23 protein-coding genes, 1 tRNA gene and 1 pseudogene are annotated in these 24,712 nt (G+C 49.3%); 6 read left to right on the forward strand and 19 right to left on the reverse strand.

Annotated elements, in window-relative coordinates; all coding sequences use genetic code 11:
* Positions 1–40: 40 nt before the first annotated feature.
* From tsaE to ACSHWX_RS08615, 9 genes are all read right to left on the reverse strand, one after another.
* The gene (gene tsaE, locus ACSHWX_RS08575; RefSeq protein ID WP_435667788.1) at positions 41–547 is read right to left on the reverse strand and encodes a tRNA (adenosine(37)-N6)-threonylcarbamoyltransferase complex ATPase subunit type 1 TsaE; all 507 of its coding nucleotides are present in this window, start codon (positions 545–547) and stop codon (positions 41–43) included.
* Between the two features lie 12 nt (positions 548–559).
* Positions 560–3,022, reverse strand: coding sequence for an ATP-binding protein (locus tag ACSHWX_RS08580; protein WP_435667789.1), 2,463 nt, complete (start codon positions 3,020–3,022; stop codon positions 560–562).
* Between the two features lie 182 nt (positions 3,023–3,204).
* Positions 3,205–4,608: an adenosylhomocysteinase gene (ahcY, locus tag ACSHWX_RS08585; protein ID WP_435667790.1), complete on the reverse strand. Its 1,404-nt coding sequence runs from the start codon at positions 4,606–4,608 to the stop codon at positions 3,205–3,207.
* 98 nt (positions 4,609–4,706) lie between these two features.
* Positions 4,707–5,210 carry a DUF2937 family protein gene (locus ACSHWX_RS08590; protein WP_435667791.1) on the reverse strand — a complete coding sequence of 168 codons (504 nt, stop codon included), beginning with the start codon at positions 5,208–5,210 and terminating at the stop codon, positions 4,707–4,709.
* A gap of 60 nt (positions 5,211–5,270) precedes the next feature.
* Positions 5,271–5,606: an HPr family phosphocarrier protein gene (locus ACSHWX_RS08595; RefSeq protein WP_435667792.1), complete on the reverse strand. Its 336-nt coding sequence runs from the start codon at positions 5,604–5,606 to the stop codon at positions 5,271–5,273.
* A gap of 3 nt (positions 5,607–5,609) precedes the next feature.
* Positions 5,610–6,011 carry a PTS sugar transporter subunit IIA gene (locus ACSHWX_RS08600; protein WP_435667793.1) on the reverse strand — a complete coding sequence of 134 codons (402 nt, stop codon included), beginning with the start codon at positions 6,009–6,011 and terminating at the stop codon, positions 5,610–5,612.
* An 89-nt stretch (positions 6,012–6,100) separates the two neighbouring features.
* Positions 6,101–6,571, reverse strand: a complete 471-nt coding sequence (locus tag ACSHWX_RS08605) for an HPr kinase/phosphorylase (RefSeq protein WP_435667794.1) — start codon at positions 6,569–6,571, stop codon at positions 6,101–6,103.
* A gap of 9 nt (positions 6,572–6,580) precedes the next feature.
* Entirely contained in the window at positions 6,581–8,362 is a 1,782-nt protein-coding gene (locus tag ACSHWX_RS08610) for a stimulus-sensing domain-containing protein (RefSeq protein ID WP_435667795.1), read from the reverse strand.
* Between the two features lie 6 nt (positions 8,363–8,368).
* Positions 8,369–9,082: a response regulator transcription factor gene (locus ACSHWX_RS08615; protein ID WP_435667796.1), complete on the reverse strand. Its 714-nt coding sequence runs from the start codon at positions 9,080–9,082 to the stop codon at positions 8,369–8,371.
* Positions 9,083–9,427: 345 nt separating this feature from the next.
* Between ACSHWX_RS08615 and ACSHWX_RS08620 the strand changes: the two genes are divergently transcribed.
* Positions 9,428–11,023, forward strand: coding sequence for a phosphoenolpyruvate carboxykinase (locus ACSHWX_RS08620; protein ID WP_435667797.1), 1,596 nt, complete (start codon positions 9,428–9,430; stop codon positions 11,021–11,023).
* Positions 11,024–11,160: 137 nt separating this feature from the next.
* Positions 11,161–11,367 carry a hypothetical protein gene (locus ACSHWX_RS08625; protein WP_435667798.1) on the forward strand — a complete coding sequence of 69 codons (207 nt, stop codon included), beginning with the start codon at positions 11,161–11,163 and terminating at the stop codon, positions 11,365–11,367.
* Positions 11,368–11,396: 29 nt separating this feature from the next.
* Here the strand turns inward: ACSHWX_RS08625 and ACSHWX_RS08630 are convergent, their stop codons facing one another.
* From ACSHWX_RS08630 to ACSHWX_RS08640, 3 genes are all read right to left on the reverse strand, one after another.
* Positions 11,397–11,912 (reverse strand): hypothetical protein, encoded by a 516-nt coding sequence (locus ACSHWX_RS08630; protein WP_435667799.1) that lies wholly within the window; start codon positions 11,910–11,912, stop codon positions 11,397–11,399.
* A gap of 139 nt (positions 11,913–12,051) precedes the next feature.
* A complete protein-coding gene (locus tag ACSHWX_RS08635) occupies positions 12,052–12,825 on the reverse strand; it encodes a GNAT family N-acetyltransferase (RefSeq protein ID WP_435667800.1) in 774 nt (257 codons plus the stop codon).
* 48 nt (positions 12,826–12,873) lie between these two features.
* Complete coding sequence (locus tag ACSHWX_RS08640) at positions 12,874–13,455, reverse strand: cell wall hydrolase (RefSeq protein WP_435667801.1); 582 nt, start codon at positions 13,453–13,455, stop codon at positions 12,874–12,876.
* A 321-nt stretch (positions 13,456–13,776) separates the two neighbouring features.
* Here ACSHWX_RS08640 and ACSHWX_RS08645 point away from each other — a divergent pair, with 321 nt between their 5' ends.
* Positions 13,777–15,051 (forward strand): MFS transporter, encoded by a 1,275-nt coding sequence (locus ACSHWX_RS08645; RefSeq protein ID WP_435667802.1) that lies wholly within the window; start codon positions 13,777–13,779, stop codon positions 15,049–15,051.
* A gap of 93 nt (positions 15,052–15,144) precedes the next feature.
* Positions 15,145–15,567, forward strand: a complete 423-nt coding sequence (locus ACSHWX_RS08650) for a GNAT family N-acetyltransferase (protein WP_435667803.1) — start codon at positions 15,145–15,147, stop codon at positions 15,565–15,567.
* A gap of 7 nt (positions 15,568–15,574) precedes the next feature.
* Here the strand turns inward: ACSHWX_RS08650 and ACSHWX_RS08655 are convergent, their stop codons facing one another.
* From ACSHWX_RS08655 to ACSHWX_RS08670, 4 genes are all read right to left on the reverse strand, one after another.
* Positions 15,575–15,781: a DUF3955 domain-containing protein gene (locus ACSHWX_RS08655; RefSeq protein WP_435667804.1), complete on the reverse strand. Its 207-nt coding sequence runs from the start codon at positions 15,779–15,781 to the stop codon at positions 15,575–15,577.
* 261 nt (positions 15,782–16,042) lie between these two features.
* A complete protein-coding gene (locus ACSHWX_RS08660; RefSeq protein ID WP_435667805.1) occupies positions 16,043–16,762 on the reverse strand; it encodes a hypothetical protein in 720 nt (239 codons plus the stop codon).
* 45 nt (positions 16,763–16,807) lie between these two features.
* Positions 16,808–19,660, reverse strand: coding sequence for a DNA polymerase I (gene polA, locus ACSHWX_RS08665; protein WP_435667806.1), 2,853 nt, complete (start codon positions 19,658–19,660; stop codon positions 16,808–16,810).
* A gap of 91 nt (positions 19,661–19,751) precedes the next feature.
* Complete coding sequence (locus ACSHWX_RS08670) at positions 19,752–20,264, reverse strand: gluconokinase (RefSeq protein ID WP_435667807.1); 513 nt, start codon at positions 20,262–20,264, stop codon at positions 19,752–19,754.
* Between the two features lie 206 nt (positions 20,265–20,470).
* Here ACSHWX_RS08670 and ACSHWX_RS08675 point away from each other — a divergent pair.
* Positions 20,471–20,547, forward strand: a tRNA-Arg gene (locus ACSHWX_RS08675).
* Positions 20,548–21,037: 490 nt separating this feature from the next.
* Here ACSHWX_RS08675 and ACSHWX_RS08680 read toward each other — a convergent pair.
* Positions 21,038–22,165, reverse strand: a pseudogene (locus ACSHWX_RS08680) (recombinase family protein); the annotation flags it as partial.
* A complete protein-coding gene (locus tag ACSHWX_RS08685) occupies positions 22,065–22,361 on the reverse strand; it encodes a hypothetical protein (protein WP_435667808.1) in 297 nt (98 codons plus the stop codon). The gene ACSHWX_RS08685 and the pseudogene ACSHWX_RS08680, both read right to left, overlap by 101 nt.
* Positions 22,362–22,594: 233 nt before the next feature.
* Here ACSHWX_RS08685 and ACSHWX_RS08690 point away from each other — a divergent pair, with 233 nt between their 5' ends.
* The gene (locus ACSHWX_RS08690; protein ID WP_435667809.1) at positions 22,595–23,368 is read left to right on the forward strand and encodes a hypothetical protein; all 774 of its coding nucleotides are present in this window, start codon (positions 22,595–22,597) and stop codon (positions 23,366–23,368) included.
* On the opposite strand, the gene ACSHWX_RS08695 is transcribed toward ACSHWX_RS08690, so the two are convergent.
* The gene (locus tag ACSHWX_RS08695) at positions 23,365–24,486 is read right to left on the reverse strand and encodes a hypothetical protein (protein ID WP_435667810.1); all 1,122 of its coding nucleotides are present in this window, start codon (positions 24,484–24,486) and stop codon (positions 23,365–23,367) included. The genes ACSHWX_RS08690 and ACSHWX_RS08695 overlap by 4 nt on opposite strands.
* Positions 24,487–24,712 lie beyond the last annotated feature (226 nt).

Here is a 24,712-nt window from a genome sequence, read left to right on the forward strand (position 1 = left end):
TTGGCCTTGTTGAACCGGCTTTGTTTTGCCGAATTGGCGACTACGAAGTTGATGCGCTGCTTAGATTTATATCTGAGCGGGATTCGAGCAAAGCAGCAAGCTTATTCAAATCTGAGCTTTCCGCTTCTACCAACAATTTTCGTGTTTCCATTTCCCCTTTGATGTTGCTCAAAGTCAGACTAAAGCGTGCTTTCGCTGCCAATTCTGGCAAGCGGTCTGGCCATTCGATCAACAGCAAATTATCGCCATCAAACAAGCCCAACTCTTCGGCTTCGCTTTCGTCTGACAAGCGATAAAGGTCGGCATGGATGCAATTTATGGATTGAAACTGATAGGGTTGAACAAGTGAAAATGTCGGGCTTGGCACTTCTAGTTCGGGATCATTTGCCAAAACCCTTAGCAATGAACGCGCAAAAAATGACTTTCCAGCCCCCAGGTCACCGTTAAGTAGAATAATGTCGCCCGGTTTCACCAGTTCTGCAAAAGCAGAGGCCAACTGGATTGTGCCTATTTCGGTGAGAATTTTATAAAGTGCTCGGTCCGCCATATTGGGTCCAAACTATTCCGCTACACCGCGAGAGAGTTGCTCAACAGGCAGATTGACCACAACCCGGGTTCCCTTAGGTTCACGGCGTTCTATATCGACCGTGCCACCATGCATATGTGCAAAGGTTTTTACAATCGATAGGCCAAGGCCCGCGCCACGCTGTTTGCCTGCAACCGCCTGCCCCTCAAACCGATCAAAGATGGAAGAAATCAACTCTTCAGGAATGCCTTCGCCTTCATCTTCAACGATAAACAGCATACGCCCTGCGCGTTCTGTTACATCTAAGCTTACTTTTGATCCGGGTTCGGAAAAACGAACGGCGTTGGACAAAAGATTGTAAAGCACCTGAACAATACGTGCCCCATCCGCCACGAAGGTCGGCAAATTTGGTGCGATATTGATATCAAGATTTATCGGCACATCTGATTGGGCGACTTGTAGCGTAGCGACCACGCCAGCTTTGGCTTGATCAATTAGTTTTTCGATATCAAGGACTTCTGTATTTAGCTCCGCAATGCCCGCATCAATTGTCGTGAGGTCCAAGATATTGTCGATCAGCAAACCCAATGTGGCGCTAGAAGCGCGAATGTAACTTGCATAGCTGAGTTGTTTCTCATTGAGCTCGCCAGCTTCGCCAGAACTCAAGAGATCCGCAAATCCAATAATGTTGGTCAGCGGTGAACGGAACTCATAAGAAACATTTTGCACAAATGCATCTTTGAGTTTATCGGCGGTTTCCAGCGCTTCGTTGCGTTCTTTAAGAACTTTTTCGTACGCGGCGCCTTCGGTGATGTCGACAAAAGTCAAAAGTGTTTGCCCGTCTGGCAAGCGCACAATCGCATAGTCAATTAGGCGCCCATCCAAACGCCTAATGCGGCCTGATTTGTTTGATCGCTCGGCGCTAATGTCAACAATATGGGACTTAAGATCTAACCATATATCGCGACCATCTTGGGCAAGTGTTGCTTCACACAGATCGACAATATCGGCGATGTGGGTTTGCTTGCTCAACTCATTGAGCGGTAATTTCCACATGCCTGACAATTGGGTGTTGTGCAGTTTGAGCCGACCATCGGTGCCAAACACCGCAACAGCTTCGCGCAACGCGTTTAGTGTTTCGTCTTGTACGTGAATGAGGGCGTTATATCGGCTTTCCAGCGCCAGTTTTTCGGTGACATTATGATAGACATAAATCACGCCACGGGCATTGGGGGCGGGCGAAGCAATAACATTAAGCACCTGACCAGATGGCAAATGCCACATATCTTCGCGGGTTTTCTTAAGCCCGTAACTGGAAAGGTGTGTGCTGCGCCACTTCTTATAGTCCGGCTCTAGCGGCAATTGCCCTTGGGTCCGCAAGCGATCAAGAATGGCTTTTTCGTTTGGGTGGGTGTCGAGCCAAACAATGTCCAATTCCCAAAATTGGGCAAACGACTTATTGTAGTGGGTCAGTTGCGCGCTTCCATCGAAAACCGCCACTGGTGTGCGCAGCTCATTAATCGCGGCAGTGAGAAAACTCAACCGCGGATCGTTTTTTTCTTCGTTTGAAGCAAGTCCCTGCACTGCATATCCGGCGGTGCCGTCTGCGAGCTTGAACTTGGTGATATCCATTGTGCCAAACTTTTGATGCTTCTGGATTATCGAGCCTGGGCCGTTCGTTAATTCAATTTCGCGCAATCGGGTTAATGCAATTGCGTCAAACAGCTCGGGAATGTCCCCTTCACGATCATCTTCTTTGATGCCCAACAATCGATAGTAAGCTTCGTTGACTTTAACCAGCTTGCCGCGCACATCGCGCACCCATGCCGGGTGGTTGAGGTTTTCAAAAATTTGGGCGCAGCTCTCGATATCTTGCACACTATTGCCAGAACTGGGCAGGGTATAGGGCACTTCCTCTTCTGCAATTCGCCGAGCGATCCGCAGAACAGGGCTACCTGCCACCAGTTTGCCACAAATTCTGTAGCGCATGCCGGTGGTGCCGCTGACCCCAAACTCAAATTCCGTGCCCTGCGCCAAAAGATCGGCAAGTTTGAACTTTACTTCAATAGCTGACTGAGGGGTTAACCAGTCATCAAAGCTAAGTATCGCTTCGTCTGAAATGTAGTTTTCAACAACCTGCCGTACTTGACCGACAACGTGCGGCATTTCGCTTGGATCGCGCCAAATGACGGTGACCTCGGCCATGCCGTTTAGAATATTTTCTTTTTCGTCCAGTTCAGCACTTAGTTCGATCAGTTGAGCTTGGGCTCTTTGCGCTGCACGTTGGCTCTGGTGTCGCTGGGTAAGCGCCACAAATGTTGTTGCTGCACCAAAAAGCACCGCCCCCACCGCGATGGCATAGGGTGTTGTGGAAAGAAGCTGGTTAGATGTGAGCGTGTTGGCTTGCGCGAAGGTAGGACTGGTCAGCATAAGCGCTATTGGCGCGCTCAGGAATCCTGCGACTCCTCCACCGATCGGGAAAGTTCCCGGCTTCATGCTTTGCCCCTTAAATTTGCTAACGAATTCGCCACCATTTCGAATCACCCCACCATAACGCTTTGGCGAATCACGCAACAAGAGAGAAAATGACTGCGTAAACAAAAAAGGGTGGCTTGATGCCACCCTGATCTCGAAATGTTCTGCGAATGAATCGCAGTCGCAATTTTAAGGTCTAGACCTTAGTAGCGATATTGTTCCGGTTTGAACGGGCCGTCCTTGGGCAAGCCGAGATAGTCCGCTTGCTCTTGGGTCAGTTTGGTTAGCTTTGCGCCCAATTTTTCAAGGTGCAATTCGGCAACTTTTTCGTCCAAGTGTTTTGGCAAAACATGCACGGCGTTGGAATAACTTTCAGCCTTGGTCCACAATTCAATTTGCGCCAATGTTTGGTTGGCAAAAGAAGCGCTCATCACAAAGCTTGGGTGACCAGTTGCGTTGCCAAGGTTCACCAAACGACCTTCAGACAATAGGATGATGCGGCTGTCTTCGCTCAAGTGAACGATATCAACTTGTGGCTTCACATTTGTCCATTTGAAGTTTTGTAGTTCTGCAACTTCGATTTCATTGTCGAAATGGCCGATATTACAAACAATCGCCATGTCCTTAAGCTTGCGCATCGCATCAAGGGTCACAATGCCCTTGTTGCCCGTGCAGGAAACAACGATGTCGGCACGATGTGCGTTTTCTTCAAGTGTGACAACTTCAAAGCCATCCATTGCAGCTTGCAACGCGCAGATGGGGTCAATTTCTGTGACCAACACGCGGGCGCCTGCGCCAGCAAGTGATTGCGCGGAGCCTTTGCCCACATCGCCATAACCGCAAACGATAGCGACTTTACCGGCCATCATAACGTCTGTGCCGCGACGGATCGCATCCACCAAACTTTCGCGACAACCATATTTGTTGTCGAACTTGGATTTGGTGACGCTGTCATTCACGTTGATCGCCGGGAATGGCAATTCGCCACGTTCTGCCAATTGATAAAGACGCATCACGCCTGTTGTGGTTTCTTCTGAAACGCCACGAAGGTTTTCGCGGACCTTTGAATAAAAGCCAGGATCAGCGGCAATGCGCTTTTTCGCCTGGGCTGCGAAATATTCTTCTTCTTCGCTTTTTGGATGGTCCAAAACGCTTGGGTCAGTTTCTGCCTTTGCGCCAGTGAGCACCAACATGGTCGCATCGCCACCATCGTCCAAAATCATATTGGCTGTTTCGCCATTGCCCCAGTCAAGAATGCGGTCAGCAAAGTCCCAATATTCCTCAAGCGTTTCGCCTTTATGGGCAAAAACGGGAATGCCCGCAGCAGCAATTGCCGCGGCGGCATGATCTTGAGTTGAGAAAATATTGCATGAAGCCCAACGGACCTCAGCGCCAAGTGCCACCAATGTTTCAATCAACACCGCGGTTTGGATTGTCATGTGCAATGACCCGGCAATGCGCGCGCCTTTAAGCGGCTGCGCTGCCGCAAATTCTCTGCGGATGGCCATAAGGCCCGGCATTTCAATTTCTGCCATTTCAATTTCAGTACGGCCCCATTGAGCCAAGGAAATGTCTTTTACTGCGTGTTCTTGTGTCAAGCCGCCCATTGGAGCCTCCTATTGAACCAGATTAGTGCTATCCATACACGGCCAATCTTTACCATTCAATAAAGACATAAAGAAAAGCTTATATCCTTAAAAATTCACTAGTTTGATACACGAACGCGACGGCGAAACGGGAATGCAAACAAACCCCAAACAAGCCTAAACATCAGCCATCCGATAAATAGACCGATACCTGCGAACGTTAAGCCTTTGGGGGTGAACGGCACGGCGGGTTTATATTCGTTCAGCGCGTCTGACAGTAATTTTTGATCCAGATGTTGCGCAAATGCGGTGATTTCCTCCACTGGCCCAGCATTTTGCAGCGCTATTTGGTGGGCTTTTAGATTGTTATATCGCGCAATTGTTTGGGACATGGAGCCACCGCGTTCGATCAAAAACTGGTCGGTTGACGCGTCATAGCGCGCAAGGGCTTCACTTCGGGTGAGGCCTTGGCTGGCGGCGTCTTGATCGAAGTTCTCAACGACCACAGACAGTTCCTGAACGGCGCCGCCTAAACGTTGATGATATTGTTGGGCATATTCAGGGTATTGGGACACGGTAAGTCCGCCCGCCAATGCGCCAACTAACAAAAATGGAGATCGCATTATTGCCTCCTATATGGTCATCAAGACCCTAGAAACGGAATATGGCGGGCCAATGACCCATTAGCTCTGCGCTTGCTCAGCCACAACGCCATCAGTGTCTTCATCAAAACCAGCTTCAACCAGTGTAACAATTGCTTCCAACGCCTCACGGGCTTGCGGACCTTTTGATCGCACCAGCACTGTGGAACCCGGCCCAGCGCCCAACATCATCAGCCCCATGATAGAAGAAGCACCAACCGTTACGCCGTCTCGGGTTACGGAAATTTGAGCGTTAAAGCATTCGGCGGTTCTAGCAAACCGCGCGGAAGCACGTGCGTGTAACCCGCGTTGATTGACAATGGTTAGACGTTGTCCAAATGCTTTTTCTGGTTGGCATGAAGGGGGTATAGTTTGCAAGCTTTACATGTCCCCCAATACGTCTTTGGCGACATTGATATATTTACGTCCGGCTTCTTGAGCGGCGTGAACTGCATCACGCATATTCAAGTCAGGTCTGACGCGCGCCAATTTCACCAACATGGGCAAGTTAACACCTGCGATGACATCAACTTCGCGATTTTCCATCACAGAAATGGCCAAGTTTGAAGGCGTACCGCCAAACATATCGGTGAGGATAACAACACCTTCGCCGCTATCCGCTCGGTGTACCGCATCAAGTATATCCTGACGCCGCATTTCCATATCATCATCGGGGCCGATGCTGACCGCTTCGCATTGTTCTTGCGGTCCTACCACATGTTCAAGGGCCGACTGAAATTCGTCGGCCAACTTGCCATGCGTTACCAACACCATGCCAATCATATAAGGCGCTCCTTTTTACAGCTGCTTTGTGTTGCTTCATCGCAATTGTTGATTTTGGCGATGTTGGGAACAGCTTGCAAGTCAAAAAACTAACCAGCTTGGTTTTCCCGCACGCGCTTCACCCCTTCAAGGACCAATAGCCGTTGATGCACACTGTCGATCATCGAGCGAGTTGGCACTGGGCAACGCGGCACTTTAACGCCAAGCAATTCGGTTTCAAACTCTTCGTTTTCCGGCATGCGATCTAGTTCGTTCAACAAATCGACAACCAAATGGATCTTCGCCCGTTCGGTGGTTGCGCGTTCAATAACGCCGCACCCGCGCAACTCAATTTGTCCGGCAATTTGTGGTGGGGATGTGCAAATTAGGGCGCCATCCTCAACGTGTAAAAGCACTCTGTCATCAGAAATGAGATGCGCTTCGAACCCAGCGAGGTCTGCGCGGTCCAAAAGATCCAACGCCAATAATGATTTACCTGCACCAGAAGATCCACGTAACAAAATACCAAGCCCGTCATAAGTGATGCCGGTACCGAAAACATTTTCTGGTTTATCTGTCATATTTTGCCTTTAAATTGTTGTCGGCAGACTGACGGTAAATTCAGCGCCGGAGCGATCTTCGCGATTAAGTGCAACAATTGTACCTCGATGAGCGTCAACAATTTGTTGCGATATTGAAAGCCCCAACCCTGAATGGTTGCCAAATCCGTCACTTGTGGGCCTGTCGGTATAAAAACGTTTGAAAATTTGCCCTGTATCGCCCCGAATACCGCGCCCCTCATCTTTTACGACAATGTTGACCTTTTTTCCTTTACGGCTCAATTTGACGCTGACCAAAGCCCCGTCCGGCGAAAACGATACCGCATTATCAACCAAATTGGTGATGACTTGGGCTAGCCGGCTATCATGGCCGGGTATTTCTTGATGATTGGGTTTTAGTTGGTCATCCAACTCAATTCTCACATCCCGCTTGGAAGCAGGTTCTGATTGAATATCAACAATTGTAGAGACCAGCCCTGAAATGTTCACTTTGCCGAACTCTTCGCGGGCCAATTCAGCATCCAGCCTTGAGGCTTTGGAAATATCCGTAATCAAACGGTCAAGACGCCTTACATCATGCTGGATAATGGAAGTAAGGCGCTCACGATCTTTGTCATTGTTGGCAATGGGCAATGTTTCCACGGCGCTGCGCAACGAGGTCAGCGGGTTTTTCAACTCATGGGCAACATCTGCGGCAAAGCTCTCAATCGCTTCGATGCGATTATAAAGCGCATTCGTCATTTCGCGCAGGGAGCCAGACAAAAGCCCAATTTCGTCCGGCCTATAGGTGTAGTCTGGAATTTCCTCACGAGCGTTCATGGAATTGCGTACGCGCTGCGCCGCGGCGGACAACCGGCGCATGGGCCCGGCAATCGTTCCAGCAAGGAGAAGCGACATGATGGTGGTGATCGAGGCGGCGAACAGAAAAATGCGAAACACGTTCCAGCGTTCTTTTTCAACCACAAAGTCGATATCGCCAGGCTCTGTGGACAGCAGCAAAACCCCAACATTTGTTTTAAGGCGTCTAACCGGCACCGCGACAGAAACAACAAGCCGGTCATCATTATCGACCCGCACCAGTGACGCGGTTGCGCCCAACAGGGCGGTTTTTACTTCAGGGTATTTCGCGCCTTCTGCACCAGAATGCTCCACATACCTAGGGAATTCACCCGCACGCAACCAACGGAAAAACCGGTTCCACCAATCCACCAGAAAGAACTGTTGAACCCCAAACCCTTCTGCGGGCAATTGCAGCAATACGTCGCCACGCGCATAAATATTGTCACTATCCAAAATGAGGACGCCTTCGCGGTCATAAATGCGCGCGCGGGTTCCGGTTGGGGTAACAAGGTTACGCAAAAGTGGCGCAATTCGTTCTGGACTAATTGGGAACTCAAGCGTTTGATCGAAAAAGCTCAATGTGGAAATCGGATCGTCGCCCTGCAATTGCAGAAACTTTTCAGGATCAACGGTGATGACATCAGAATCAACGGTTGCTGATGCGGCAATTGCCCCGGCGATGATCTCGCCTTGAACCCGCAAACTATCGACGCGAGCGTCAATTAGCCCAGCGCGCCAACTATTAAGATAAAGAATTGCGATCACTAAGGCCGCGAGCGCCACCAAATTGAGCACAACAATCCGTCGTGTCAAAGAAGAGAAAATGGTGAAGGACAGCACGCGTGATATGGACGCTAAAATCCGCCGGAAAACACCGCGATCAGGCGCAATTTTACGCTTGTCAGCAGCCGATTGTTCAGCGCTGTCTGACGGTTTAGCTTTAGAATGGTGAGTTGCATTCGAAAGCGCCAATGCCTTCTATTGCTCCTTAAAACGGTAACCGACACCGTATAGAGTTTCGATCATGTCGAACTCTTTATCCACCACGCGGAATTTTTTGCGCAGTCTTTTGATGTGGCTGTCGATGGTTCTGTCATCAACATAAACCTGATCGTCATATGCTGCATCCATCAAACTATCGCGACTTTTCACAACGCCGGGGCGTTGCGCCAAGGCGAACAGAATTAAAAACTCTGTCACGGTCAGCGTAACGTTTCTGCCGTCCCATGTGCTTGTATGACGTTCTTGGTCCATGGCCAGACGTCCGCGCTCTAAAATGGATTTGCTTGGCGCAGTCTCGCCCGATGGTCCGGCCCCACCTTCTCGGCGCGCCTGCGCACGACGTAAAATAGCTTTAACCCGCTCAACAAGCAGGCGCTGAGAAAATGGCTTGGTGATAAAATCATCGGCACCCATTTTGAGGCCGAACAATTCGTCAATTTCATCATCCTTAGAAGTGAGGAAAATAACGGGCAGGTCGGATTTTTGGCGCAGACGGCGCAACAATTCCATACCATCCATGCGCGGCATTTTGATGTCCAAAATGGCTAAATCAGGCAGGTCCGAAGTAAGCCCTTCAAGACCAGAAACGCCATCTGTATAGGTGCTGACATGATATCCTTCTGCCTGCAATGACATGGAGACAGAGGCAAGAATGTTCTGATCGTCATCGACGAGCGCAATTTTGGGCATCTAAATTCCTTTCAGCAACACCTTATATGATTGACATAAAAAGAAAATCAACTTTGCTGGCCTTCTTTGGGCCGACAATTACGCGTAAATTGTGACCAATGCACAATATAGTCGGATTTGGTCGGACAATGGACAACGCCCCTGTTTACACTTTTGTTTGGCCAAATGAACAATCGAATTCTGCAAATTCACTATATATTTTAAATAGTTAAGTTCATTATACGAAGGTCGTACGACCTATCGCCAGATGGAAAAAACCCGTCATTATGCCTAGTGTCATTTAACCAGACGGAAGGGAAATCTCTTTTGTTGGCCATTTTTCATAAATGCAGCAGGAATTGCCCGATGAGCAGCATCACACGGCGAGAAATCAACCAAGCGATCAATGCAAACGCAAAGTCGCTTTCCTATAATGACAATGCGCCAAAACTGGCGACACACGCGATCAAGCGTGATGAGGTTCAGTTTAGCGCCGATGGCGCGTTGGTTGCTGACACCGGCAAGTTTACCGGGCGTTCGGCTCAGGACAAATATATTGTTGATGATGCGCTGACCCACGACACGGTGTGGTGGGATAATGCAAATGGCACCTCAACTGAGCAATTTGACGTGCTGCTTAGCGACATGATGGCTGCAACCAAGGATAAAGACCTGTTCGTACAGCAGCTTTACGCTGGTGCTGATCTCTCCCATCAAATGAATGTTGAGGTTTTCACCGAAAACGCGTGGCACGCTTTGTTCATCCGCAACCTGCTGATCCGCCCGGCGCTCAACGCACTAGGTGATTTTGATACCAATGTGACCATTGTTCATTTGCCGAGCTTTACAGCTGACCCGGCTCGCCACGGCACCCGATCTGAAACAGCGATTATGCTCGATTTCAGCCGCAATATGGTTTTGATTTGCGGTACTGCCTATGCAGGTGAGATGAAAAAATCTGTGTTCTCATTGTTCAATTTCCACGCACCGCAAAATGGCGTGTTGCCGATGCATTGTTCTGCCAATATCGGCAAGGATGGCGACACGGCTCTGTTTTTCGGCCTATCCGGTACGGGCAAGACCACTTTGTCGACAGACCCAGACCGTATGTTGATTGGTGACGACGAACATGGCTGGCACAGTGATGGTGTGTTCAACCTTGAGGGTGGCTGCTACGCGAAAACCATCAAATTGTCACGCAGAGCTGAGCCCGAAATTTTTGGCGCAACTGAACGTTTCGGCACGGTACTGGAAAATGTGGTGCTTGACGATGAAACACAAAAGCCTGATTTTGACGATAGTTCAAAAACCGAAAACACCCGTGCTGCATATCCTTTGACCGCTTTGGCCAATGTGAGCCGCACCGGGATGGGCCCAACGCCAAAATCTGTCATTCTTTTGACTGCTGACGCGTTTGGTGTTTTGCCCCCAATTGCACGGCTAACACCTGATCAGGCCATTTATCACTTCCTATCGGGCTACACCGCGAAAGTGGCAGGCACCGAGCGTGGCATTACGGAACCACAAGCAACGTTTTCGGCCTGTTTTGGCGCACCGTTTATGTCGCTTCACCCAAGTGTTTATGGCAAAATGTTGAAAAAGCAGCTTGGGGACAGTTTAGCAGAATGCTGGTTGCTCAATACGGGCTGGACCGGTGGACCATATGGCGTTGGCGAACGTATTTCGATCAAAGATACACGCACGCTACTTTCCAGCGCATTGTCTGGCGAGTTGGTGAACACACCGATGCGCATGGACCCGATTTTTGGTTTTGAAGTACCAACTGCAGTGGACGGCATTCAAGCCAACCTGTTGGAGCCACGCACGACTTGGCAAGATGGCGCTGCATATGACGAACAGGCGGCTAAACTTGTTGCGCTGTTTGAAGAAAACTTTGTCAAATTCGGTGCAAGCGCTGAAGAGTTGGCCCAGGCTGGACCAAGCATGAGCAACGCTGCTTAAGGTCAATTTACGTTACTTATCTAGAGCTTGGGGGCACGCCCCCGGCTCACCCCGCCCCGCCGCTCGACAAACTTTGATCCAGATGCTATTCATCTTGTAGTTTAATAGTCTGTTAACCATGTTTTTGGGGTCTTGCTTTGCGTATTTTGATCAATGCCGATTGGGTTTTTGGAATCGGCTGGGCGATTTTCACAGGTACACTTTACGTGCTGGCTAGCGTATTGGTTTTAAACCAAGTGCTTGATCTTGAATTCATTTTGACAAACTTGGCTCTATGGAGCAGCGCTGGCATTGTGATGGCTGTTGCCCTTGGTCTTCGCCAACCGAATAGGTTCAAGCAGTAGACGCAGCACTCTTAAATGCGTCCCGCTATCTATCGGCTTACGCTAAAGAATGTTTCATTTTTATCAGAAACTTTGATGGTGAATTTTAAACCATGGAGCGTTCTGCTGGCCGATTTTCCTTCGAGCCGAAGTTCGGATGCCTCATAATATATTTCTGTCCACAAGAGTTGCAATTCATCTCCAGTGAAATCAGGCCCTACTGCCGACGCCATTGAGGCAAATGTATTTAGGACGATTACCGGTAAGATGTCGGGCGGCAGTGCAATCAAAATACGATCAATGTCAGTGGTTTTGTGATCGCTAAGAGTTGTTATTTCCAGTTTTTGACCGGTGACATAGGTGCAGTTTTGACGTTGGTCATCCTGCGAATGGCAATTCTGTTCAACGATGGCGATAGGGGTGCCGAAAAAGGCGGTGTTTTGCACCAGATCTGAAATGAATTGGCTCGAGGCGTAACCGATGCGGATTGGTTCAGCAAAAACGGGGCTCGTTGAAATGACAAGCAACAAGACGGCATAAAGCGCTGCGATTTTTGAAGTAAACATGCTTGCCCTTTTCGAATGAACTGATGGCATAGTGACCATACTTTGAACTAGATCAAGTCTGGATTAAACGCCAGCGCATTCGCATGGGCGAAGTTGAAAAGGGAGTTGCCGCACTTAGCTGACGGCATCTACATATATTTCACTGGGCATCCTGCCCCATTTTGGTTCGGTAATGATAATCATAAAGTTCGGTTGTGAACCCAAGCTTATGATAAAGCGCCCGCGCTGCCTCGTTTTGGGCGACAACTTGCAAAGCTGCTTTGGTTGCGCCCAAACTTCTGCATCGTGCAAGAAGGCTAGATAGTAGTTTCGCCGCCCGGCCTTGGCGGCGGAATTGGGGGGCGGTTTCAACGGATTCTATAATCGCAACGTCTTCAACAACAACCGCATAGGCAATCGCTGCGAGTTCTTGATCTACTTCTATATGGGCAAACAGGATCGGATAGCCGATTTCAAGCAACGCTTTGAGAAAGCTTTGACGCCCCTCTCTTGTCCATTGCGCCCGATTGGCGGCAAACTGGACCCAGGCTTCGTCGGCGTGGGAGGAGACTTCAACTTGGTTTTGTAACTCAAACCCATCTAGGCTAGATGCAAATAGTGTTTTGGTTTTTGCCTCGGCTGGGCCAAAGCCCTCTTTGTCCAATAAAGCCTCTGCTTCGCTGATCATATCCGGAACCCGCACAATCAGTTTTTTGTTCAATGCGTTGTAATGCGTCGCCGCTTCCTCAATCAATGCGGAGGTCATCATCTGGTGAGAACGGGTTGGGTTTACAGAATTATTTCGCCGAGTTGTGGCCCCGGGGGTGTGCCTAAATTCATACCCATTGAAAGGTTGAATATTTTTAGTGGGCCACGCCAATGCACAAGCCTCTTCGACCTGCCAACATAGATCAAGATTTTGCGGATCATACATGCAAAGCACTCCCAGAACATCATGCGATGACAGAAGGCTAGCAGTCGATCAGAGCGGTGTATAGAAAATATGCGCGCCAATTTTTTTAACCGGCTGGTAGGCTGATGCCCATTTCGGCTGCACGCGTGAAGCGTGGTAGAACAATGTCGTTAAGGGCAACAGTTCTACAGACTTTTCCTGTTGGAATTGTTTATAGGCATGGTTGGCGATTAGCCCGGCCTTTACCCAACTTATCCGCACGATGCGGTTTCCGATGCCGCCTTTATCCGACTTGCCGTCGCATGCAAATGAGAACTGACAACGATGTGCTTTATGGGCGTTTTGATAAACAACGCCACATACAGTGTCAGGATATTTATGGTGCTGCACCCGATTGAGAATGACTTGGGCGACGGCCCATTGGCCAGCTTCTGGCTCGCCACGGGCTTCGTGATAAACCGCCTTTGCAAGGCAGTCTTTTTCCGCTTGAGCGAAAACACGTTTTTCAGCGGTCGGGGTGAATTTGGTTGCTGCGTAGTTCTCAAGCAATTGTGGTGTGAGAAGGTTGGACTGTTCCTGAGCAGAACACGGTAGTGCGGCAAGGAGCACAAGCGCACACGCCAACCCGAATTGCTTAAAGTTAGTTACCACAGCAGTTTCCCAAATTCCCCAACCCGACCGGCTGAGCGTCACATTAGATAAGGTTTTAGCGCGAAGCTAGCCCGTTGTTAAGTCATGGTTAACCACATTTTTTCACATTTCGTTAAATAATTTAGTTTTGTTGGGTTTAAGCGCTTTCAAACCAGCATTTTGTGGCATTTGCGCACCAACTCGAGGCCACTCAGGCCGTTTTCGACTTGGCAAAATATAAAATTGGACGTACCAATTTGGAAATTGAGCTTAATTCTGCTTGATCCTTCCCAATTTGCACGGGCGTTCCGTAAGCGCATTGCACCAAATAGGCCGACCAGCATGTCTCTTGTTTCACCCAGCCCTCCCTTACGCGAACTGACTTCCCGCCAATGGCAGTGGATCGGTGCGGGCTTTATGATGACATTCGCGTCGATGGGCGGCCAAACCCTGTTCATCGCGCAGTTCAATTCGGATATTCGGGCCTATTTTGAACTAAGCCACGGCCAATTTGCTGGCCTTTATACAATCGCCACCATTTTTAGCGCGGTGCTGATCGCGGCGGTTGGGCAAGTTACCGACAAGTTCGGCCCTAGATTATTGGCGATGATTTGCACCATCGGGTTGGCATTGATGGCGTTTGGCATGTCGATGGTCAACCATTGGATTTTCCTGTGCCTGATTTTGTTTGGCTTGCGGTTTTTTGGCCAAGGCATGTTGCCCCATATCGCCCAAACCGCCGTAGCGCGTTGGTTTAACCGCTTTCGCGGACGGGCCTTAGCCTTTTCGCAAATGGGTTATACGGCAGGGGAAGCTTTGCTGCCCTTTATCATTACAACTGCATTGATCTCCATGAGTTGGCGCAATGTATGGGCGCTCGGCGCTGGCTTTCTGATCGTGATTATGTTGCCGCTGATTTTCTTTTTGTTGCGCGACCCGCCAGACGGCAAACGCGCCAAGGCGCGCGGCGACATCAATCCAGATGCATCTGAAGGTAATGCACTAACAGGTGGCCAATGGACACGCGGCAAGGTGCTAAAAGACCCGCTATTTTATGCCCTTGTTTTTGGGGCGATGACGCTGCCGGGGCTGATCACGCTTTACTTTTTCCATCAAGCTCATTTGGTCGACGTTAAAGGCTGGTCTGTCACCACATATACTGCATGGTTCCCCATCATGTCGGTTACCGGCGTAAGTGTTTCGATTTTAACAGGGTTCTTGGTGGACCGGTTTTCAGCCTATCGATTATTGCCATTTATGTATTTGCCCGTTGGCATCGCTTGTTTGATCATGGCCAATTTGAACGCTGAATGGGCAATCCCGTTATTTCTATTGGTGTTGGCCATGGGCAGCGGCATGGCACCGGCGGTATTTGGCGCACTTTGGGCTGAAATGTATGGCACAACACATATCGGCGCGGTGCGCTCACTCGCTATCGCGGTGATGGTCTTTGCCTCAGCGGCGGGCCCGGGGATAGCTGGCGGGTTTATCGATTTGGGTATAAATCTTGAAGTGCAAAGCTGGGTTTACGCGGCCTATTGCCTTGCTATTTCAGTTCTGTATTTGGTGTTACAACCAAAACTTGTCGCTCGGTTTAAAAAGATTACCGCTGGATGATCTTGGCGTTCGGCTCGTAACAAACGTGCGATAAACATTGTCACCATTGTACGGCTAAGCTAAGATTTTGACGTCCACTTGGAGGGCTTCATTTTGGCTTGGTCAATCATTTCAATATCAGCGGAAAATTCGGGCCTGTTGAACAATGTCGCAAGCGATGTGTTCGATTATCCGATTTCGGCGGCGTATCTTAAAACTTACCTGGCCCAACCTACGCACCAATTAATCGTCGCCGTTGATGAGGGGCAAGTGATTGGTCACATTCGAGCCGTTATTCATTATCAGCCGGACGAAGCGCACCACCTTTACATCGACAATCTTGGTGTTGAGCCAGAATTCCAACGCCAAGGCGTCGCCAGCGCATTGTTTGACGGGATTTTGGCGTGGGGTAAATCACAAGGGTGCAAAAGCTATTGGGTGGCAACGGAATGCGACAACGACGAAGGCAACAATTTTTATCGCGCCATCGGCCTTAAGAGCGAGCAGATGTATTTTTACGAGACAAAAATTCAGTAATCATCGCTCAGCGTTTTAGTATTTTAAGGACAACAAAAACCACAAGGGAAATCAGCCCGAACGCCAAAAAGATGAAGGCCAGTGGCAAGAAGAAGCTTTCTTGAACCACGTTGTTCTCATCCAACCTGCCACCATAAAATATTGCTTCGAGCACAAACGACAAAATGCCTGCGCAAAATGCGAGGGCGGATGATGCAAGAAAATATTTGGACATGATGGTTCCGGTCCCTCGGTGGAAATCTTTACGCGGTGGCTAAAAGGAAATTGTGGCGATATTTGTGGGTTCGCTGAATTTGGGAGAACCAAGGCTGCGCCCTATGCACTTTCCTCATCATGCTCGGACTTGATCCGAGTATCCATACGAAGTTTGAGAGGTTTAATGGACCCTCGGGTCGAGCCCTAGGGTGACGAAGGATAGAGACGTCAATTCCTTCAAACGGTATCGAATAACGGTCATACTGGATATGAAAATCACCTACTTTATGGCCTGCAAATCAGCAATGACTTGTTCCATCATCAAGTCCAGCGTTATGTTTTCAGTTCGCCTCATTTTTGCTAGCGATTTGAAAAAGGAACCTAGAATTTTTCTTCTGCTTTCGGTGTCATTGCCTGGAAAGTAGTAACTTTCGCGATTATCGAATATCTTGTCGAGTATGGACTTCGTACAAAAGACAAAAACTAAGTCATTTGATGGCCGATAGGGCGTGCCAACAATATCTCTATCCCAATACAGAACGTCAAGTTCTACGCCAACAACCAACCCGTCAGGGAAAAATCCCCCACAAGAACGTTGAATGCTCACTGCCTCTCCTAGTACGCTTGCGGAACGAAAATTTAGTACAAAGTCCGCAGTTGCTTTGTCCGCAGTAAAATCAAAACTCGTATCGATGGAACTCAAAGCTAACTCACTGGAAAGCTGCGTTTTGATATATTCTGCCCGCCCAGCTGAAAACTTCACTCCGTTGCTCACAATCGCGAAGCGGTACTTTTTCTTATATCGAGGGAGCTGAATCGAGGCACAATTCAAAGAACAGCGCGACTCGACAATTGCAGACCTAAGTAAATACGCAATTTCAAAAAAAGGGCTATTGCTCTTAGCGAGTCCGGATAGGGAATTGCTTTTGGCAAATGTACTGAAGCTGCAAAAGAGTATTATTGCAGCGAGTAAGGATAAGCAGCGACTTCCCTTCAACATGTTTACCTCCTATTGAAAACCTAAACCTAAGTTCCCTAACCCTCGCTAATGAGCATCGTTCCAATTGTCAGCAGCGCGGGCATCCACTTGCAGTGGCACAGACATTGAAATCGCGGGCATTGGCGCGTCGATCATGACTTTTGAGATGACCGGAATGGCGGCATCTGCCTCACCTTCAGGCACTTCGAAAATCAATTCATCATGCACTTGCAATAACATGTCGGCTGGCACTTTTTGGGCTTCGAGCACGTCTTCCATTTTAATCATCGCGCGGCGGATAATGTCGGCGGCGGAGCCTTGAATTGGGGCATTGATTGCGGCCCGTTCATAGAATTGTCGGTGGCCAGCATTTTTGGTGTCGATATCTGGAAAGAACGCCTTGCGCCCAAACATCGTCGCGACGTGGCCATTGTCATGCACGAACTTTTTGGTCTCTTCCATATAGTCTTTAATGCCGGGGAACCGCGCGAAATAGGTTTTGATATAGTCGCCGGCCTCCGACCGGGAAATGCCGAGCTGGTTGGCCAGGCCAAAAGCTGAAATGCCGTAGATGATACCAAAATTGATGGCTTTTGCGCGTCTACGCACCATCGGGTCCATGCCTTCAATCGGCACATTGAACATTTCAGATGCGGTCATCGCATGAATGTCCAGCCCATCGGCAAATGCTTTTTTGAGTTCTGGAATGTCCGCGATGTGCGCCAAAACCCGCAATTCAATTTGACTGTAGTCCGCTGAGATCAGTTTTTTGCCTGCTTCTGCAACAAAGGCGGTGCGGATTTTGCGCCCGTCTTCAGAGCGGACCGGAATGTTTTGTAAGTTAGGGTCAGACGAGGACAAGCGCCCAGTGGCAACGGCCGCCTGCGCGTAAGACGTATGCACCCGGTTGGTGTGCGGATTGACGAATTCTGGCAACGCATCCGTGTAGGTCGATTTCAACTTTGAAAGGCCGCGCCATTCCAAGATAGATTTGGCGAGGTCGTTGCCCTCAACCGCCAAGGTTTCAAGCACACCAGCGCCAGTTTGCCATGCGCCGGTTTTGGTTTTTTTGCCGCCGGGCAGGCCCATTTTATCGAATAGGATTTCGCCCAGCTGTTTGGGCGAACCAACATTAAACTGCTCACCAGCCAGCTCATGAATTTGCGCTTCCAGACCTGCGGCCCGTTGCGCAAAATCACCCGAAAGCCGCGCCAAGATTTGTCGATCAACACGAATACCGCGTGCCTCCATGCGGGCCAATACAGGCACCAATGGCCGCTCAATCGTTTCGTAAAGCGTGTTGGCTTTTTTCGCCACAACCCGCGCCTTTAAAACCTTCCACAATCGCAACGTGATGTCCGCATCCTCAGCCGCATATTTGGCCGCTTCTTCAATTGGGATTTGGTCAAAGGTCTTTTGTTTTTTGCCCGTGCCAACAAGGTCGGTGAACTTAATCGGTTTGTGGCCAAGCCAAAGTTCGGACAATGCATCCATACCATTATTGCGCGCACCATCAACGGCGTACGACATCAACATTGTATCATCGATTGGGGTCATCATAATGCCGTAGCGCATCAACAGACCCATATCGTATTTCATGTTCTGGCCGATTTTTAGGATCGAACGATCTTGCAAAACGGGTTTCAGCTTTTCAATCACATCAGCAGTGGGCAATTGGTTGGGCTCCATGCCGCCACCCAAAAGATCATCTTCACCTGATTTGTGGATGAGGGGAATGTAGCAACCATTGCCGACCTCTGTGGAAAGGCAAATGCCCACCAAATCTGCTTGTTGATTGTCCAAGCCGGTCGTTTCCGTATCAATGGCGACATAGCCCTTCTCTTTGATCGCCTCTATCCAAATATCGAGCGCGTCCATTGTGCGCACGATCTCATATTTGTCATGCTCGACAGGTAATCCGTTTAGGGCAAGAGCTGTCTTATCGGCCAAAGTTAAAGGCGTATTATCGCCTTCTGCATCTACAGTTTCGGCGCCCTCTTCCTTGGGTTCAGGCATCAAATTCACATCAGCGTCGATTTGATCCGGGTCCGCGTCAATTGCGGCTGCAACCCGTTTGGTAATTGTGTTCAACTCCATTGCCTTAAGGAACGGAATAATCGATGTCGCGTTAAGCGGTTGCCGGGTAAAATCGTCCAGCGACACTTCAACCGGCACGTCGGTTTTCAACGTTACCAAATCACGCGAAACGCGGGCTTGGTCTGCAAACTCAATCAAGTTTTCGCGGCGTTTGTTTTGTTTGATTTCCCCTGCGCGTGCCAACAGCGTGTCTAGGTCGCCATATTCTGCAATTAATTGCGCGGCAGTTTTAATGCCAATTCCGGGCACGCCAGGAACGTTGTCAACGCTATCGCCAGCAAGCGACTGCACATCAATAACTTTGTTCGGCGCTACACCAAATTTCTCGTTGACCTCCTCAGCCCCGATCCATTTGTTTTTCATCGTGTCGAGCATCGCGATCTTATCGGACACCAATTGCATCAAATCTTTATCCGACGACACGATGGTCACGCGCATGCCCTTTGCTTCGGCTTGGCGAGCATAAGTGGCGATCAAATCGTCCGCCTCGAACCCTTCTTGCTCGACAGACGCAATCGAGAACGCACGTGTGGCGTCTCGGGTCAGCGGAAACTGGGGACGCAGATCCTCAGGCGCGGGTGGGCGATGCGCCTTATATTCAGGATAGAAATCGTTGCGAAACGTCTTGCCTGAATGGTCAAAGATCACCGCCATATGAGTCGGGTTTTCAGCGCCATCAAAATCAAGGGTCAGCTTATAAAGCATGTTGCAAAAACCTGACACCGCGCCAATGGGCAACCCGTCAGACTTGCGCGAAAGGGGCGGCAAAGCGTGATATGCGCGAAAAATGTAAGTGGAGCCATCTACCAACAACAGGTGCATTCTAATCCCCTTGGATCAATTTGAATCGATATGATCTGAATGATCAATCTAGTCTGATCACAAAGCGGGGTCCATGTCGTTTTAGATAGTTTTAACGCCGATTGGCGTTGCTCTCATTTAGGACGGCAACAATTTGCTCAATGAGCAATGTCCCATCTACCAACTCAACATCAGTTTCATGCGCATCGGGCAATTGCAATGTAGCGAGTTGACTATCCAGAAGACTTGGCGGCATATAGTGATTTTTGCGGTTCTTTAGACGGGATTGCAAAACTTGTTTTGGCACGTCCAAAAGAACAAACCGCACATTTTCATGCCGCTCGCGAAACACATCTCGATATTGTTTTTTCAACGCTGAGCAGGCCAAAACACAGTTTGGATTGGCCTGTTTCGAAACCGCAGCACACACATCTTGAAGCCATCCATATCGCATAGAATCATTGAGGGGCTGTCCATTGCGCATGGTTTGAACATTTATCGGAGAATGATAATCGTCAGCATCTAAGTAAACGCCACCGGTCGCGCCAGCGAGTTTTTGCGCAATTGTCGACTTTCCAGTGCCGCTGACCCCAATGATGATTATGAGTTTTCGTTCGCCCTGCATAATCTGCCCTGACCCTTGGTTTACACCATTAACTCATAATCCCACCGACAAGATACGTGAAGCCAAACCTCACCCAAAATTGTAAAAGTGCGTCATTCTGAAATTGCAAGGTTTTGCCAAAAAAGCCATTGTGATGCAAAGCAGCTTGGTTTAAGTTCGCGCCAGTTTCGCATGCTGCTTTTAAACACTAGGCCCGCATCGCAGAAGCACCCGTAGCTCAGCTGGATAGAGCGCTGCCCTCCGAAGGCAGAGGTCATGAGTTCGAATCTCGTCGGGTGCACCATTTTACTTTTCTCGACAAAATCCCCTAAAAACTCAAACGGAACAGACACTTGCGGCGTTCGAAACCCGCTATCGCGGTGGTATGCCAATTTGCGCTTAAAGGCGAGTTTTAGGGCTGCGCGTTGATCGCCCAGATTGTCCGAAGCCCATAGATTGCAAGGGTTTGCGAGGAACGCCATTGCCCGTTCGAACATTTTCTCGAAGGTGCGATGCGGTTTCGTGGAATTGAGCGCCTTTTCCGCCAAAACAAGCTTATCCCTCTCCAACTTATTGATCCGCTTTTCATAGGCTGCGATCACCGTTGGATTATCAGCATCCACAATCCGATCCACCAATTGCTCAATCTGCTTGTCGGTCGCAAAAATCTCTTTGGCTATTTTCTCTTTTGCATCCTTGGCTTGATCAAGGCGCATGTCCCATGCGTGCTTGAACATATCTTTTGCCATCGCAAACATCCCCTCAGATGGTTTGAGGTTTTGGAGCAGTTCTGCGAACTCACCTTCAATCTTATGCTTCGGGATGGATTTGCGACGACTGACGCATTCCGTGTTGAAGCAAAGATAATAAGGATGCTTCTTGCCTGATCCTCCTTTGGACCAACACGCCGTGAGGGGATTGTCGCAATCCCCACACAGCACAAAGCCCCGCAGCGGGAAGTCTTCTGTGATGTCTTTGCGGCGCGGAGCCATTGCGCCGTCTTTAATGCGCTCTAGTATCTTTTGGTGGGTTGCCAGATCAATCAAACCATCATGCTTGCCCTCAACGAGGGCAATACCCCAATTAGGTGCCTCTACAAAACCAGCATAAAGAACACGGGTCAGAATATCAGTCACACGTTGGTGTCTGATTTTTTCATTGGGCAAATCTTTGGGAAAGTCAGGTTGGCTTTCAAAGAAACATCGCACATCGCTTTGCCCATCAAACCGACCAGAGGCATAGCCCTCTAGTCCCTCTTGAAGGATAGAAGCAACTGGCTCGTCTCTAACGAGTAGCTTTCCATGCCCTGCGACCTTTTGGTATTTATAGCCAATGGGCGCTTGGAACACCCAATATCCATTCATTGTCCGCGCCCGCATGCGGTTGACGGTTTGCTCGGCATTCTTACGGCTTTGGTGCTGGGAGACAGAAGCAAGAATATATTCATGCAACTCGCCATCCGCATCATTGCGCAACTCAACCGAGGGCGATTCTAAAATACCACCAGCCTCTGCTATTGTTTGGCGCAATTCAAAGTGAACAGCCACACGCCGCGCCATGCGTGAGAGATCATCAATAATCACCACATGTGGGTTTTTGCGATCTGCTTTGAGGTAGCTCAGGAGCGAAGTAAGACCCGGGCGGTCTAAGCTGCGTCCCGTGAGATCATCGGTAAAAACTTCATTGACGTTGTAGCCTTTATACCGCGCATATTCACGGCATCGGGTTTGTTGGCTGTTGAGACCATCACCCCGCTTGGTTTGGGCTTTGGAAGACACACGACAATAAATAATTGCTTCTGTGACGTTGTGGTGTTGGGAATCATCGAATTGCATGTGTCTCCTCCTTTGCTGGGGTATTGTTGCTCTTCTTGGTGGTGGGTGTCGTCTCGGATGCCTTGTCTTCTTGCGAGACATTTGCATCAATCTGATCAGGTGATTTTACATCAAACCCAAGATCAACAAACGACACGACAATATACCATATCGCTTCAATGAATTCACGTTTTTCATTGTCGGTGAGATCAGAATCGATGAGGTAATCTGCATAGACCTCCCAATCGATTGAGAGGCTTGGGCGCGAAGTGGGCGCGTTTGTATCGTCTGGCTTTTGTGCCATGTCATTTCCTTTCTCTCGGTACAGCGCAATTCGCCGCCGAGTATTTGCTTGGTTTCTCCTTTGTTTCGGTTATCCGCTAAACGGGCCGTAGAACATATACGGAACATCATAAGATAATATTCCTAATCACCCAAGAAAAATCGGCGTAATATTATTGCGTTTTTCGCCTGTCATTTTATGGGAATGCAAATAAAGTGGATGTGTGGTGCATAGGGTAATTGGGGTAAACTGAGATGAGTAAAGAAATTGATCCCGAGCGCTTGGCTTATCAAAAGGCACTCAAAGCCGTTTGCGCGGATGTTCGTCAAGTGATGGACTGCACATGGCCTGTTCTTCTCAATCATTATATGAAGCTTGGCGTTGGCACCGACTATCAAAAGATGCTGGATCGCGGTTTGGTGTCCGAGAAAAACGCTGAGAAGATCAGGCAATGGCTGATCGCCCACGAGATTGACAAAGCACGGAAGCTACATCCCGAGCATTTCCCATCCAACCTCGTGACAGGCTGGCAAGGGTTTGTGGATGAGCGCGGGGCATACGGCAAACTCACCACTATTCCTGTTGATGGTCTACAATTGCATGACATCGCCATTGATCACCCCATCAACCCCATTCGGATCAAGGCGGGTCAGCCATTCTACCTTGAACTAGACGCGCCCATTGCAGGATCGGCAATTGGTTTGGATCGCTACAAGAATGAATGGTATCCGCTCTCATTGCGGAGTGACAAAAGCTTTGATCCTGTCCGTATCACGCGCAACACTTATGGCTTTCCGATAAAAGATAGTGACCCAAAACAAGTGACGCCGTTTCGGCAACCAAGCTTTGATGGAGAACACGGGCATTGCATCATCATTGGTCCGCACGACTTGATGACTTACTACGCGCGGTATTTTGCTGCCAAAACGGCTCTACCGCTTGATACGCTCGACAAAATGGCGGAGCGGCTTGCAGCGATAGATGCGAGCAAGCTCGCTGTAGTTCGCGAGAATGTACTGTTCGCCTAAGACGCTGAATGATACCGAAACGGCGTAAGCTCATCGCGCATGGCATCAAATACTTCTCGGTGCCCGAGGGGATCAAAGTGATCTGTTTGGTGCCACTGCTCGCCGATCTGGGCTAATACCTTGTCAAAATTGGCCAGCACATCCGTCACCATGCGGTCTGACTCCATCTTTATTGGGCGCAATTCGCGGCGGGCAATGCTGTCTAACATGTGCAATCGCCGCACTGGGGCCGGATGGGTAATATTGAGACGCCCACGCTTGGCCGTCGATGCCAATGTCTCCATTAGCCAACACAGGCTGAATGCAGCAAACAAGCTCATTTGCAGACGTAAGGCTAGATGCAGACCTGCAACCGCCTGAATATTTTCTGCGCCCTCAATTTGGCCAGCAATGAGCTTGCCCAGCGCCCAGCCATCGGCTTCAAATTCCATGCATTGCAACGCTCGCCCGTCCAGTAAAGCCGAAACATCAGTCAACTCGCTCATATAAAGTTCGGACAAGTCAATTTGCTGGTTCTGAGAAAGAGACTTGAGATAATCCACATGTCCCAAAATCCCGTGCCCAATCTCATGAAACCAGACGAAGCGCATCATCAACAGGCTCAGATAATGCGCTGCTGCAACACGATGCGGACATTGCGGCATAATAAATCGATCCGCGAATTCTTGCCCAGCATCAGCCTTTCTTGTCGCCAGCAACAGCGCTACCCCCGGTGGCATGTTCTTCACGGCAGCAGGAGAAATTTCCAAATCTGGCTTTCCAATCATCGGCAGAAATGACGCTTGCGCAAAACAAAACAGGCTGAATTCATGAATGGTCACCGCCAGCCCCGTATGAATCGCAGCGATATGGGCGTTGTGATGTTTATTGACAAAGGCATTAGGTAGGCCAGATTCGATAAAACCCACATCCATTTGCAACGGTAGTTCTCCACGCTTTGAGTAAACAGTGGCACTGCGCATGAGATCATCGCGAATGCTGGCCAGCGACGCATAAAACAGTTGATCGTCCTGTCGTTCCATGCGGGGATGAAACGGCTTCAGTTTTCCGTTTTCTCGTCTCGCGAACCGATCAAACGGCTTGTCACTTTGATCAGTGCTGGGAAAGAGCAGACTCATGAGAGATGTCCGTGTTGCAATGGGTGTGTTAGTTTTCCTTAGCACATCAATTACATCGAACCAGACCATCCATCCAGAATTCGAGCGCTTACGAAAGAACCCGAACGAAGGTCAATTCGCGACCCACTTGAACGTGTTGCGTTGACCTTAGCTCGAATCCGCTTCGTCTGTTTGGCGCATTTCCTGGATGGTTCGGCTCGCTCAATTGATGAAAGGAACAGATTAC

The organism is Maritalea sp., from assembly GCF_051251695.1.
GTDB lineage: Bacteria > Pseudomonadota > Alphaproteobacteria > Rhizobiales > Devosiaceae > Maritalea.

Excerpts from the sequence above, each read along its gene's own strand:
- ACSHWX_RS08615 (WP_435667796.1), bottom strand. The coding sequence starts at position 9,082 with ATGCCCAAAATTGCGCTCGTCGATGACGATCAGAACATTCTTGCCTCT.
- ACSHWX_RS08660 (WP_435667805.1), bottom strand. The coding sequence starts at position 16,762 with ATGTTGAAGGGAAGTCGCTGCTTATCCTTACTCGCTGCAATAATACTC.
- ACSHWX_RS08605 (WP_435667794.1), bottom strand. The coding sequence starts at position 6,571 with ATGACAGATAAACCAGAAAATGTTTTCGGTACCGGCATCACTTATGAC.
- ACSHWX_RS08635 (WP_435667800.1), bottom strand. The coding sequence starts at position 12,825 with ATGTATGATCCGCAAAATCTTGATCTATGTTGGCAGGTCGAAGAGGCT.
- ACSHWX_RS08645 (WP_435667802.1), top strand. The coding sequence starts at position 13,777 with ATGTCTCTTGTTTCACCCAGCCCTCCCTTACGCGAACTGACTTCCCGC.
- polA (WP_435667806.1), bottom strand. The coding sequence starts at position 19,660 with ATGCACCTGTTGTTGGTAGATGGCTCCACTTACATTTTTCGCGCATAT.
- ACSHWX_RS08580 (WP_435667789.1), bottom strand. The coding sequence starts at position 3,022 with ATGAAGCCGGGAACTTTCCCGATCGGTGGAGGAGTCGCAGGATTCCTG.
- ACSHWX_RS08630 (WP_435667799.1), bottom strand. The coding sequence starts at position 11,912 with ATGTTTACTTCAAAAATCGCAGCGCTTTATGCCGTCTTGTTGCTTGTC.
- ACSHWX_RS08670 (WP_435667807.1), bottom strand. The coding sequence starts at position 20,264 with ATGCAGGGCGAACGAAAACTCATAATCATCATTGGGGTCAGCGGCACT.
- ACSHWX_RS08620 (WP_435667797.1), top strand. The coding sequence starts at position 9,428 with ATGAGCAGCATCACACGGCGAGAAATCAACCAAGCGATCAATGCAAAC.
- ahcY (WP_435667790.1), bottom strand. The coding sequence starts at position 4,608 with ATGGGCGGCTTGACACAAGAACACGCAGTAAAAGACATTTCCTTGGCT.
- ACSHWX_RS08655 (WP_435667804.1), bottom strand. The coding sequence starts at position 15,781 with ATGTCCAAATATTTTCTTGCATCATCCGCCCTCGCATTTTGCGCAGGC.
- ACSHWX_RS08695 (WP_435667810.1), bottom strand. The coding sequence starts at position 24,486 with ATGAGTCTGCTCTTTCCCAGCACTGATCAAAGTGACAAGCCGTTTGAT.
- ACSHWX_RS08590 (WP_435667791.1), bottom strand. The coding sequence starts at position 5,210 with ATGCGATCTCCATTTTTGTTAGTTGGCGCATTGGCGGGCGGACTTACC.
- ACSHWX_RS08685 (WP_435667808.1), bottom strand. The coding sequence starts at position 22,361 with ATGGCACAAAAGCCAGACGATACAAACGCGCCCACTTCGCGCCCAAGC.
- ACSHWX_RS08600 (WP_435667793.1), bottom strand. The coding sequence starts at position 6,011 with ATGATTGGCATGGTGTTGGTAACGCATGGCAAGTTGGCCGACGAATTT.
- ACSHWX_RS08690 (WP_435667809.1), top strand. The coding sequence starts at position 22,595 with ATGAGTAAAGAAATTGATCCCGAGCGCTTGGCTTATCAAAAGGCACTC.
- tsaE (WP_435667788.1), bottom strand. The coding sequence starts at position 547 with ATGGCGGACCGAGCACTTTATAAAATTCTCACCGAAATAGGCACAATC.